Here is a 12,804-nt window from a genome sequence, read left to right as displayed (position 1 = left end):
TCAATCACCTCCTAGGTAAACTTCAATAACCCTTGGATCGTTCATTACATCCTCTGGCTTGCCCTGCGATATGACTTGACCGCTCGCCATGACGTAGACGTAATCGACATAACTCATGACTATATCAAGTCTGTGCTCGACTATCAAGAAAGTTATCCCCTTCTTCTTGAGCTCGACAAACCTATCAAAGATCTCATGAGCTAAAGCTGGAGCTACTCCGGCTATAGGTTCATCTGTAACGATCATCTTGGGATTAGTCATCAAAGCTCTCCCAACTTCTACGAGCTTCAACTGACCTCCACTCAGCTTGTAAGCCTCTCTGTCCCACAAGTGGTCTATCTTCAGAAACTCCAACGTTTTAAAGGCTCTTTCGACAAGTTCCTCCTCCTGCTTAAGCCAGCTCGAATATCTTAAAGCCTTTAAGACATTTTCTCCAACGTGTCTTTCTGCGATGATGAGATTCTCAAGAACTGTAAGCTTCTTAAGTGGTTGTGGGGTTTGGAAAGTTCTAACTATTCCATGCTCGTATATCTTGTTCGGTGGTAAGCCCGTTATATCTTTGCCCTCAAAGTAGACTTTTCCCTCATCTGGCTTGTAGAATCCACAGATCGTGTTTATGAAGGTTGACTTGCCAGAACCGTTTGGTCCTATTATGAGTGTTAATGTTTGCCTATCGACTTCGATGTTGACTTTGTTAAGAGCCTTTAAACCGTCAAAAAATTTGGAAAGAGAAACTGTTTTCAGAATCTTCATGCTCTCCTTCTTATTGCGTAAACAACTGCCAATAATCCCGCTACTGCAAGGACTCCTTCAAATCCGGGCGTCTTCTCTGTTGTTGCAACCGTTGCCGTCGTGGTCTCTTCTGTTACAACTGGTGCGCTTGGCTTATGCATCCACTCAATCGTCTTTGTTTCGAACTTCCAGATTCCAGCGAGATCCCACTCGCACTGGTCGTTTACGTACCATATTGCGTAGTCACCACTTGCTCTGTCATTCCACTCATTTAGCTTTATGTAACCGCTGACCGGGTAAACGCCGTATTCACCGTTGCTGTACTTCTCCGTAACTACTGGAATTGTTTCAGCCATTACGTCTGGATCGTAACTACCAGTCTTGTTTATAACCTCGACATAGCTCAATGCAAGAACCCATGCAGCGTCGTATGCGTTCAATGCGTATTGATACGGATGTTCGCCAAATCCTCTCTTTTGATACTCCTCAACAAGCTCTTCGTAAGCCTTACCCTTGGAGCTGAACAGCGTTGAATACATTCCGACCTTTTCAACCTTGCCACACACATCACTTATTTTGTCACTCTTTGCTGTACCATCACATCCAAACCATAGGACTTTGAACAGCACGGAATTCTGATCGGCCTGAGCCATCATTGTGAAGATTTCTTCGTAGCTGAACGCGACTATGGCTACTTCTTTGGTGTTGTATTTCTTTAGCAAATCGTTAACGGCATTCTCAGCGCTCGCTATGTGGGTTGACCAGTCTGTTGGAATCTGATCTGGATAAGGAATAACTTCACCAATTTCTATTCCTTCATTTTCGAGTTTCGGCTTTATGCACTCGTAAAGTCCTCTACCCCAAGCGTTGTCTCTATACACTATTACAACTGCCTTTATTCCAAGATCCTTAAGCTCACCCGTAATTGCATCGGTCTGCAGATCGTCGGTTCCAACGAATCTGAAGATGTACTTCTTATCTTCGGGCTTAGCAAATCCAATTATCTGAGGCAGTGCAGTTGATGATGGCGAAATTATTATAATTTTGTTGTTTGTAACAAAGCCTTTTATGTTTGCAACTTCTCCACTACCCATTGGCCCTACTATCAGCTTTATACCCTTACTATAGAGTTCCTGTGTGAGTTCAAGCGCTCTTGTGGGGTTTATCTGAGTGTCTTCGACAACGAATTCAACTTGATACGGCAATCCTTTTTCTTCAAAATACTCGTTTATCTTGTCCTTAGCTATGGATAACGTGTCTTTTATGTCATTACCATAGGTTGAGAGGTCTCCAGAGAGGTCAACTAGCACTCCGATCTTTATAGTCTGCTTTTCTGCCAAGGCGGTGGGACTTAACAAGAGGGCTGTCACAATTGCTAACAAGACCCAAACTTTCCTCATGACTTCATGAACAATCATTTAGAATTAAAACCTTTTCATTTGAAATCGAAAAACGTTTATAATCGAAAAATGTTTATAACGTTATAGCGGCGAAAATTCATGGCTCTCATAGAAGGTGCCTTAATTTACGCAAATCTCATGGTTCTTCTAGCATTAGGTCTCACAATCACATACATAACTACGTCTGTTCCCAACTTTGCTCAAGGTTCGTTCGCAGTTTTTGGCTCATATGTAGCTCTAACTTTCCTGCAAATCTGTAACATACATCCTTATCACTCCCTACCACTGTGTTTTCTCTTCGGTGGTTTGCTCGGATTGGCAACGTACTTAATCGCTCTAAGACCCCTTATAGGCAGGGGGGCTTCTGTCGTAACGCTTATGATCGCAACACTCGCTTGGGATATTCTTCTCTTGGGAGTTATAGGGGCTTACTCTGGATTTTTATCCTCCATAACAAAGAAAAGCACGACCAATTTCTTATTTACACCCTTAGACTTTCCCGTTGTAGGACTTCACGGCAGACTTGTAGTTTCAAGCTTGGTTATATTGCTTACAATCGTATTTCTGACTTTCTTGCTATATAAGACAAAGTTTGGTATAGCTCTTAGAGCATCGATGGAAAATCCTGCCCTAGCTGAGATAATGGGAATAAACGTGGAATATACTCGCCTTTTCTCTTGGTTTTTATCAGGTGCATTGGCTGGATTGGCGGGAGGAATCTTGCCATTTAAACAGCAGATATTCCCGGTAACGGGTGATGTCTTAATAGTTTCAATCTTTGCTTCAAGCATCGTAGGTGGCTTAAGCAGTCTGTTAGGTGCAGTAATAGGCGGATACATCGTAGGTCTTTCGGAGAGCCTTGCATCTTATGCACTTTCACTGTACTTCGGACCAGCTATTCTTTCGTACAGTAAAGTCATACCCCTTTCAATACTAATCGCAACTCTCCTGATAGCTCCAAAAGGAATCGTTAGTATAAGGTGGAGGAGGTTATTGAAATGGCTTGGGAGATAGTAACCACAGTATTGTTTTGGTTTGGACTCTACGCGATAGTAGCAATAAGCTTAAACTTGGAGTACGGATATGCTGGAATACCTAACTTTGGAAGATGTTTGGCCGTTGTTGTTGGGGCCGTAGCTGTTGGTGGCGTAGTTGTAAGGCTACTCATGTTCATGTTCAATGTAAATGGTCAGTTTCTCGTTGCGAGTGGTCAAGCCTCTTCAATTGCAAACGATATAATTGCACACAACCCGCTCTTTGGAATAGGGTTGCTTATTCTTTCCCTCGTCATTGCTTGTCTAATCGGAATGCTGGTCGGTGCGATATTTATACTCCCAAGCGCTAAGCTATCTGAGGATTACCTTGCGATAACACTCTTAGCGATAAGTGAAGTAGTTTTGCAGATACTTTACTACAGCACGGACATTGCCGGTGGTTATTACGGCGTCTCAATACCAGACGTTTTGAATTTTGTTCCCAGTGGTAGAGATGTTGTCTTTATAGGTATTATCTTAGTTGTGGCGTTTCTAGTCTTCGTCTTTGCTGAGAAGCTTCTGAATACACCCTACGGTAGAATTCTAAGGGCAATGAGAGAAAACGAGAATGTTGTTAAAGCATTTGGAAGAGATATAATGGTATTAAGAGTTAAAATAGTGGCAATAGGTTCTGGAATTGCCGCTCTCGCCGGAGCACTCTACGCATTATATACGGCAAACGTTGCGGGAATATTGAACCTTTACAGTAGATTCTACTGGACATTCTTACCGTTCCTAATGATAATACTTGGTGGTCTGAGTAACAACAGGGGAGTTCTGGCAGGAGCATTTGTCTTTGCTACAACAAAAGTTCTACTTGAAACATATAAGTTCGAGATAAAAACTCTCTTGCACATTCCCTTCTCTTCCACTTGGCTGGGATACATGCTCTTCGGTGCGGTAACTCTGTTGATATTATACTACAGACCTGAAGGACTCATAAAGGAGAAACCTATAGCGACTAAGCCTATCAAAGGGAGAATGAGGAAGGGTTAGCTTTTTAAATAATGGTGCTGCCAAAGGACGACATAATGAAGGTAAAGGATGTTATGACTAAAAATGTAATTTATGCGGAACTTCCAAGCACGAGAGATAAGGTTCTCGAGATCCTGAAGAAGCACAACGTCTCTGCAGCACCAGTTCTAAAAAGCGGTAAGCTCGTAGGAATCGTCACCATAAAGGATCTTCTGAGAAAGATAGAGGAGGATCAGCTAGCTTTACTGATGACCGAAAATCCGGTTACTGTCAAACCTAACGACAGCATAAAGAAGGTAGTTGAAATATTCTTAAAAAACCCATTTAGGAGACTTCCAGTTGTTGAAAGGGGTAAGCTCGTTGGATTTCTAACGGTTAGAAACATCATAAAGAAGATTGCTGAGATGAATATAGAGAAGCCAGTTAAAGACTACATGTGTAACGAAGTTGTGTGCGTTTGGGACGGTATGCCTTTAAATGTGTGTGGAGAAGTTATGAGGCTTAGTGGTTCGGAGTTATGCCCCGTTTTGGATGACAACGCTAAACTTGTTGGTTTGGTGGATGAGAAGATCATGCTAACTGAAAGTTTGATAGAGGAGTTTATTGAGAAAACGCAGTACTCTTCATCAAGTGATGTTGACGATGAGTGGAGTTGGGAGGGCACGAGAGATTACGTTACCAAGTTCTTTGAAGTTAGCGTTCTGAAACTACCGAAGGATCCCGTTAAAAATTTCATGAAGAAACCAGCTTACGTATATCCTCAGACCACCGTTTCAAAGTGTGCCAAGGAAATGATTAGGAATGATGTAGATCACATACCCGTTTTGGATCATATGGACAGAATATGTGGAATAGTGAAGGATAAAGGATTGATAAAGGTCTTGCTTGAGATATGAAGAAAATTTTTTTACTTATACTTTTTTGTTTCTCCACCCTAATTCTGATTTACTACATCTCCCTCTACAACGTCCTAACTGTTCAAGGTGACAGAAACGTTCAGCAAATGTTAATTAAAGATGGCACAATCGTTACACTGAAGTTCGTTCACTCCGTCGAACTCTTCGATTACATTGAAGTTTACGAAGTTTACGATGGAAATTTAATTCTTAAGAAGGCGATGAGCAAATCTTTCGGTTGGGGTTTGCCCTATTACGGGAACTTAACTTTTGAAGACTATTACATAGTTTACAGATTTAACAAGAGTTTCAGAAGCTTTTATGTATCAACGTACGACTTCAATAACTACACACTCCGCGTAGATAACAAAACTCTTAAACTCGACAATTTCGGCACTCTGGTAAAGCTAAGGGTTGATGACCTATGGCAGTGGATCTTTCAAAGATTAAAAGAAAGTTTGCCCATGAAAGAAGATTGTCTGGATGGCAAGCAGTCCTAGTATTGGCGGTATCATCCGTATTTTCCCTCTTTCACATCATAAACGGCTCTTACACGGGGTTACTTCAGCTAGATATTGTTAAATCAATACATCTTGCTTTTGCAATAGCCTTAACCTTCCTGCTGTTTCCAGCGAGAAGGGGGGATGAATCAGAAGGAATTCCAATTTACGATCTTATCTTAGCTGCTATTGGATTTTACGTGGCATCCTATATAGCTCTTAACTACACAGAGCTCCTAAAGAGAGCGGCAATAGGTTACACGCTCACGGACTACATTATTGCCTTACTTGGGATAATATTCGTTCTCGAAGCTACGAGGAGGGCTGTAAACCCCGCCTTGGTAATCGTGGCAGTTGCTTTCATACTTTATGCAAAATTTGGAGACAGCCTTCCTTTTCTCTCCCATCCATCTTACTCTTGGAAAGAAATACTCGAGCACCTTTACCTGACGAAAGAGGGTGTTTTTGGCACGCCTTTAGCTGTATCAGCAACATTTGTCGTTCTCTTTGTAATATTTGGTGCATTCCTAGAAAAATCTGGTGCTGGAAAGTTCTTCATAGATTTGGCAATAGCCTTGACTGGTAGAGCTGTAGGAGGTCCCGCCAAGGCTGCCGTTGTCGCAAGTGCCCTGATGGGTATGGTTTCTGGTAGTTCGGTAGCTAACACCGTAACAACTGGCTCTTTCACAATACCCCTGATGAAGAGAGTTGGATACAAGCCCGAGTTCGCCGGTGCAGTAGAGCCCGCAGCTTCAACTGGAGGTCAAATAATGCCACCCATAATGGGTGCTGCCGCATTCATAATGGCTGAATTCGTCGGTATGCCCTATTCGAAAATTGCACTGTGCGCGTTGATACCGGCCATACTTTACTTCTTCGGCGTTTTTACTGCTGTGGATTTAGAGGCTAGGAAGGAGAATCTTAGAGGACTTTCGGATGAAGAGATTCCGAAAGTTAGAGATGTTTTGAAAAGAGGGTGGTACTACCTTTTACCCCTTGCAGTTTTGATATACATGCTTGCAAGCGGATATACACCGGTGTTAAGTGCGGTCTATTCAATAGCTGTAGTTGTCGCAATAATGGTAATAAAACCAATTTACGAAAATCTAAAAGCTAAAGAGCCTTGGCGCCTTGTTCTCAAGAGGATTTTAAAGAACATAATCGATGCTTTGAGCAGTGGCGGTAGAGGTGTTGTCGCAGTTGCAATGGCATGTGCCTCCGCCGGAATAATAGTTGGAGTAGTTACCCTAACCGGACTGGGATTTAAGATAGCCGGAATAGCAATGGATTTATCTCAGGGAAACTTTATGATAGTTCTCGTCCTAACAATGATTGTCTCTTTGATACTTGGAATGGGCGTTCCGACGACAGCTAACTACATAATTACCAGCACAATCGCTGCACCAGCGATAATTTCTTTCTTGGCTGATGTTTACGGAATGAGTGTAAGAGAGCTTGTTAACCATCCAGAACTGATATTACCAGCTCATATGTTCGTCTTTTACTTTGGAGTTGCTGCAGATCTTACGCCACCGGTTGCGCTTGCAGCTTACGCAGGTTCGGCAATAGCTGGTAGCGATCCGTGGAAGACGGGAATAAACGCATTCAAGATAGGTATCGGTAAATACATCGTCCCATACGTCTTTGTACTAACACCTCAACTTCTTCTGATAGGCGCAGGTTCTTTATCGGATGTGTTAACGCTAATAACGGTTCTCGCGTTCACAGCACTGGCGATAGTAAGTATAAATGGTGCAACTATAGGATACCTCTTCAGGAAGTGCAATTTACCGTTGAGAATTGCATTGACTATTTACGGATTTCTCATGCTCGTTCCAGACAACTTATTTAGAATTTTAGGGTTAACCCTTTTCCTCATAACTGCCGCTTACCTCAAGAGTTCAAAAAACTTTAAAAATTATCGTGAGCTTAAGTAAAATATGAGGAAAAGTTTGGTGTTTTTTGTTCTGCTTAGTGCAATTGTAATTCTTGGATGTGCTCAGCAGGCCCCAGAAAAACCATCTGAAACTACGCCAGTAGCAACAACTCCAGAAGTTTATCATCTGACAATTTTGACTGGTGGTGCTGCTGGAACGTACTATCCGATTGGTGGAGCCATGGCTAACATAATAAACAAATACGTTTACGTTGACGGTGTTGAGGCTACAGCCGTAACTTCTGGTGCATCTGTTGCCAATGCCAGAAAACTGGGTTCGGGAGAAGCTGAATTGGCATTACTCCAGAATGACATAGCCTACTACGCTTATCACGGCATTGAAATGTTCAAGGACAACCCGATTAAGAACATAAGGGGAATTGCCACACTCTATCCAGAAGTCATTCAAATCGTAACGCTGAAGGACAAAGGAATCAGGACGATATACGATTTGAAGGGTAAGAAGGTTGCTGTTGGTGCACCGGGAAGTGGAACTGCGGTGGACGCATTGCAAATCCTAGAAGCGGCCGGAATTAATGAGAGTAATACGCATTTTGAGTATTTGAACTTTAAAGAGGTTGCTGACGCTTTGAAGGATGGAACTATAGATGCTGGATTCATAGTTGCTGGAGTTCCTACATCTGCTGTCATGGAGCTGGCATCTGTCAGAGATGTTTACATCGTTGAAGTGCCAGACGAGATTTACGAGAAGCTTAAGGAGAAGTATCCATTCTACACGCAGTACATCATACCAGCTGAAACTTACAAGGGTCTTGACAAGGATGTAAAGAGCGTTGCAGTCATGGCAATGCTTGCTACTAGAGAGGATATCCCCAAGGATATCATCTACAAGGTAACCAAGGCAATATTTGAACATACGGATGAGCTTGTAGAGGCACACCAGAGAGCTAAGGACATAACACTTGAAACTGCGCTAGACGGTATGTCTATACCATTACACCCTGGTGCTGAGAAGTTCTACAAGGAAAAAGGTCTTATCTAAATTCTCCTTCTATTTTTTATGTTTGCAGGAGTAGGCCCAGCTTTAATAGATTACATTCACACAATAGACCAGTATCCGCCAAGAGGGGGGCATGCTGTCGTCAAAAGTACAGTTAAATCAGCTGGAGGGGCTGGAGCGAACGTAATTTATGGATTATCAAGATACGGTGTCAAATGCTCATTTTACTCCACTATTGGAAAGGATGAGGATGCTGAACTGTTTAAAGACAGTATGAAAGGAGTTTATCTCAAGTTGTCAGTTACCCATGAGAAAACGGGAAAGGTTAACGTTTACGTTGATAGAGATGGAGAGAGAACATTCTTTGTTCATCCGAACGCTTCTGGAGTCTTAAAGCTTGAAATGGATGATGAAGACTTTAAGATGAATGACTATTTCTATCTAGATCCCTTTCCATCTGAAAAAAGTCTCGATGTACACACGGATATTGCTAAAAGGGCTAAGGAATTCGGAAAAACTGTAATTCTTAGCATGAGCTATCCCTATGTGATCATGGGTTTTGAGAAGCTGAAAGGAATTCTCAAATACATCGATATAGCTATAACATCCAAAGCGGAGTTTGATCTTCTAGGTGTAGATGAAGAAGATATTCTCAAGTTTGTCGATATCTTCGTGATTACAATGGGGAAAGAAGGAGCGAAGGCAATAGCGCAAGATGGAGTTTACTATTATCCCGCTTACGATGTCAAGGTTGTAGATACGACTGGTGCGGGTGATGCCTTTGCAGTTGGCTTTTTCTACTGCTATATTAAGGGCTACGATTTGAACACATGCTTAAAGATTGGGAACCTCGTTGCAAGCTACAACATCCAGCGTTATGGTGCAAGAAACTTTCCACCGTTACATGAGGTTGAAGACCATATAGGTCATAATTGTAAAGATGTATGAGTGCTTTAACCCTAGGAGTGCGTTCCCCTCTCCTATTTGACCAGCGACAAGACCGGACAGTACACCAACCATCATAGCAACTTGTAAGAATGAGTTCTTTATATATTCAACGTCAAAAGATAAAGCGTACCCTCCAACACTCACTCCAGAAAGTCCTACAAAAGGTTTGAAGAAGCTGGTTATTATCATGTATGTTGTCGTCAAGAATACCACTATGCACATGTATATTATGATCACGTAGAGTAATGTACTGCTTCGCATTCTCTTTTTAAACGCCACTTCTGTATCCGCATATCTCGCAACCACGTTAAAGGCATCTTTAATAGTCGGTGCTGTTTCCAAAGCTTTTACAACGACAGGTACTATTTTGGATAGTATATCGCTCTTTACTCTGATTCCCAATCTTATAAAGGCTCTTGGAATCAAAACACCCCACTCTATTTCCCTTCTCATAACGGCGATTTCCCTCGTGAGTAACCCCATTTCGGTTTGAGACAAAACTCTTAAACCTTCAAGTACTGTTAAACCAGCCTCATTTAGCATTGCAAGTTCGGAAAAAACATCTGGAATTCTTTCTTCGGTTTTTCTCATGACTCTCTCCTTTATTTCAACTAAGATTATCAGAGGAATTACGAATGCTGAAATAGCTAAAAGTAGTGTGTGTTCAAGCCTGAGGTATCTTAAGGATATAAGAAAGACGACGATTGATGCAAGTGTTACGTGAAACAGAACAACCTTCAGATTAATATCGTAGATTCTTTCCTTGAACGGATGTAACAACAGTCTTAGGATTTTCTTTTTAAACCTCTTAATTCTATCGATTGTGAAAGAATCTCTGAATCCCTCGACTACATTAGCTTTAACGAGTTCGTACCTTCTTTCGAATTCTTCAAGCTTAACTTTCGGTAGTGGAATTATCGATCTTATGATATACATGAACATAAAAGTGGCAACGGGGAGCGTAACAATTAGGATGATCCTGTAAATTTCGAATGGAGTTCCCAATATTCTAGTAACGGACAAAACTATGAGCAGGAATAGAGGGAGGACTACGAACAGTGCTATGTAAACTTCTGCCATCATACCCAGTAACTCTATGAAGGATTCGAAAGTTCTTTCTCTCTCTTCAGAAAGCTCCTCAGATTTTCTTCTCAAAAATTCTGAAAGCCTACCTCCTCCTTCAAGAATGAATATCATGTTGTCCAGAAATGATGAAAGCTGAGGGGAGGGGGTTGTATCTCTAACGAACCTCATTCCATCGTAAATGTTCCTCTTAAAGACATCAACCATTTCAACTATTATCATGAACTCTCTGCTCAACTCACCGAAGATGTGCTTTGATTCTGCCACAGTTCTGATCATGTTGTGAATTGGAATTCCTCCCGTAGCCATGCTGTACATCATGCTTATGGCGTGCGGCAAGTAGAGTTCTATTTCATTTCTCCTCCTCTTTGCAAGAAAGAAGGGATACGATAGAATTGAATAACTAGTAAGCTTGTACGCTATTAACCCAAAAATGATTGCAATAGCTGGATAGACCTTCCTTATGAGATAGTAATTTTCCGAAACGTAGTTGTAGAACGGTGTGTAGCTTGCGATGTATAGGAGAAGTGTAGGTGAAGTAGTAAGAACGATAATCATACCCAACATTAACCCGATAAAAAAAGAGATTATAGAGTAGAAACTCGCGATCGCTAGTAACTCCTGAACGTTTAAAGGTAACCTGGCGGAAACTAGCGCTTTCTCAAGATCTCTGTACTTTTCCCTATTTTTCAAAACTCTTCTAGTACATCTCCTTATGAAAAACTTTGGAACGTAAACTTTAACAGTTTCTCTCATTCTTTCAACACCTCAAAAGCCTTTTCAGGATTTCTGTAATACATGTGGATGTGCTTAGTCACTTCCTTGTAATCTCGTATCCCTTTCTGATATAACATCTCTAAAAACTCCTTTCTCCTCTTCAGTTCTTCAAAGACATCAATGACCTCAATGCCCTGCATTACTGCTATCTTTTCAAGCTTTTTCGAATCTGCAAGCTGAATGTAGCTGTCGCTTGCTGGATCCCATTTAAAGACTCTGCTTATCAAGAGCTCTTTGCTTTCGGGTTCTAACCCTACAACCTCAACTATCTCCTTGACCCTTCTCTTTCTAACACCTCTGAATGTCCACATGAACTGTACGATTATGGAGTCTAAGAACTGTATCATCACTCTAGGCACGTTCAAAGGAGGATTTTCAAGCCTGTATATTAGTTGATTTACATCTCCAGCGTGAAACGTTGCGTAACCAGCGTGTCCAGTGGACATTGCTTGAAATAACGTCATAGCCTCCCTGCCTCTAACTTCTCCTACAACTATGTAATCCGGCCTCTGTCTTAAAGCTGCTCTGAGCAAATCGTACATATCAATCTCCTGTCCCTCAACTCCTGTTCTTGTAACCTCAGCAATCCAGTTTTCGTGAAAGAGTTGAATTTCTCTCGTGTCCTCTATCGAGATAACCTTTGCCTCGGGAGGTATGAACATGAGTAAAGCGTTAAGTGTTGTAGTTTTCCCAGCAGCTGTTTCACCTATCACCATTACGTTCATCTTGTTCTCTATGAGTAGCCAGTAATAAGCCAAGAGACCAGCGTTAAACGTTCCGTACGCTATGAGATCGATTGGTGTGAAAGGCTCAACTCTAAACTTTCTTATGGTAAAAGACGAACCCCTTGTAGATACATCGGTTCCATACGTTATCTGAATTCTCGAACCGTCTGGAAGTGTTGCATCAACCAATGGATTTGCGTAGGATATATGCTTCCCAGCTTTTTGACCTAGGAGTAGGACGAGGTTATCAAGCTCTTCCTGCGTAAAGGATACGTTGGTTTTCATGCTACCGTGCTTCCTATGGAAGACGTAGGTCGGTATGTTATATCCGTCGCAAGATACGTCTTCCAAATTTGGATCGATCAAAAAGGGATCTATAGCTCCGTATCCGAAGAAATCTCTCATTAAGTAGTAAAGAATTTTAAGGGTTAAATCCGATTTCAGCTTAAGGCCGTAGTCATCTAATATCTCCTTTAAAGCAGACAAAACGACTCTAATCTTTTCTTCCTCGCTCAGCAAAATCTCCTTAAGAACTACCTTCCTTCTTAGGTCGTCAAATAGTATGCTCAAGAGTTCGAGCTCGTTTCTAGTTACCTGAGGCTCTATAATCCAGTACACTTTTTCAAGAGTATCGACATTTCTTCTTATCTGAATTAGCGTGAAGTTGGGTACAAGCCAGTACTCCTCGACAACTTCATAGCCCTCAGGAACCGACGAGTCAACTAACGGCACCTTCAACGTTTCGTAAATCTCCAAGAGCTTTCGATAGTAGATTGGTATCATTTGGGGCTATTCCCCTCTAAAAGTCAAAAGTCTTTCGAAACCCTTTTTAGATAT

The 12,804-nt window shown here is 41.7% G+C and carries 11 protein-coding genes; 7 read left to right on the top strand and 4 right to left on the bottom strand.

Annotation, left to right across the window (positions count from 1 at the left end; all coding sequences use genetic code 11):
• Both ARCPR_RS06645 and ARCPR_RS06640 read right to left on the bottom strand, forming a co-directional pair.
• The gene (locus ARCPR_RS06645; RefSeq protein WP_012940708.1) at positions 1-753 is read right to left on the bottom strand and encodes an ABC transporter ATP-binding protein; all 753 of its coding nucleotides are present in this window, start codon (positions 751-753) and stop codon (positions 1-3) included.
• On the bottom strand, positions 750-2,132 hold the full coding sequence (locus tag ARCPR_RS06640; protein ID WP_048084895.1) for an ABC transporter substrate-binding protein: 1,383 nt from the start codon (positions 2,130-2,132) through the stop codon (positions 750-752). The genes ARCPR_RS06645 and ARCPR_RS06640 overlap by 4 nt, the downstream gene beginning before the upstream one ends.
• 99 nt (positions 2,133-2,231) lie before the next feature.
• Between ARCPR_RS06640 and ARCPR_RS06635 the strand changes: the two genes are divergently transcribed.
• Genes ARCPR_RS06635 through ARCPR_RS06605 form a run of 7 tightly spaced genes read left to right on the top strand, consistent with a single transcriptional unit; the run spans position 2,232 to position 9,382 of the window.
• Positions 2,232-3,146, top strand: coding sequence for a branched-chain amino acid ABC transporter permease (locus tag ARCPR_RS06635; protein WP_012940706.1), 915 nt, complete (start codon positions 2,232-2,234; stop codon positions 3,144-3,146).
• Complete coding sequence (locus ARCPR_RS06630; RefSeq protein ID WP_012940705.1) at positions 3,131-4,162, top strand: branched-chain amino acid ABC transporter permease; 1,032 nt, start codon at positions 3,131-3,133, stop codon at positions 4,160-4,162. The genes ARCPR_RS06635 and ARCPR_RS06630 overlap by 16 nt, the downstream gene beginning before the upstream one ends.
• A gap of 11 nt (positions 4,163-4,173) precedes the next feature.
• On the top strand, positions 4,174-5,037 hold the full coding sequence (locus ARCPR_RS06625; protein ID WP_012940704.1) for a CBS domain-containing protein: 864 nt from the start codon (positions 4,174-4,176) through the stop codon (positions 5,035-5,037).
• The gene (locus tag ARCPR_RS09400) at positions 5,034-5,537 is read left to right on the top strand and encodes a DUF1850 domain-containing protein (protein WP_012940703.1); all 504 of its coding nucleotides are present in this window, start codon (positions 5,034-5,036) and stop codon (positions 5,535-5,537) included. The genes ARCPR_RS06625 and ARCPR_RS09400 overlap by 4 nt, the downstream gene beginning before the upstream one ends.
• Complete coding sequence (locus tag ARCPR_RS06615; RefSeq protein ID WP_012940702.1) at positions 5,462-7,474, top strand: TRAP transporter permease; 2,013 nt, start codon at positions 5,462-5,464, stop codon at positions 7,472-7,474. The genes ARCPR_RS09400 and ARCPR_RS06615 overlap by 76 nt, the downstream gene beginning before the upstream one ends.
• Positions 7,475-7,477: 3 nt before the next feature.
• Entirely contained in the window at positions 7,478-8,476 is a 999-nt protein-coding gene (locus ARCPR_RS06610; RefSeq protein ID WP_012940701.1) for a TAXI family TRAP transporter solute-binding subunit, read from the top strand.
• Positions 8,477-8,494: 18 nt separating this feature from the next.
• Entirely contained in the window at positions 8,495-9,382 is an 888-nt protein-coding gene (locus ARCPR_RS06605) for a carbohydrate kinase family protein (RefSeq protein WP_012940700.1), read from the top strand.
• Here ARCPR_RS06605 and ARCPR_RS06600 read toward each other — a convergent pair.
• Both ARCPR_RS06600 and ARCPR_RS06595 read right to left on the bottom strand, forming a co-directional pair.
• A complete protein-coding gene (locus ARCPR_RS06600; RefSeq protein ID WP_012940699.1) occupies positions 9,335-11,221 on the bottom strand; it encodes a type II secretion system F family protein in 1,887 nt (628 codons plus the stop codon). The genes ARCPR_RS06605 and ARCPR_RS06600 overlap by 48 nt on opposite strands.
• Positions 11,218-12,750 carry a type II/IV secretion system ATPase subunit gene (locus ARCPR_RS06595; protein ID WP_012940698.1) on the bottom strand — a complete coding sequence of 511 codons (1,533 nt, stop codon included), beginning with the start codon at positions 12,748-12,750 and terminating at the stop codon, positions 11,218-11,220. The genes ARCPR_RS06600 and ARCPR_RS06595 overlap by 4 nt, the downstream gene beginning before the upstream one ends.
• Between the last annotated feature and the right edge of the window lie 54 nt (positions 12,751-12,804).

Source organism: Archaeoglobus profundus DSM 5631 (assembly GCF_000025285.1).
GTDB classification, from domain to species: domain Archaea; phylum Halobacteriota; class Archaeoglobi; order Archaeoglobales; family Archaeoglobaceae; genus Archaeoglobus_B; species Archaeoglobus_B profundus.
Note: the sequence above shows the minus strand (reverse complement) of the source record. Positions and strands in the feature narration are given on the sequence as shown.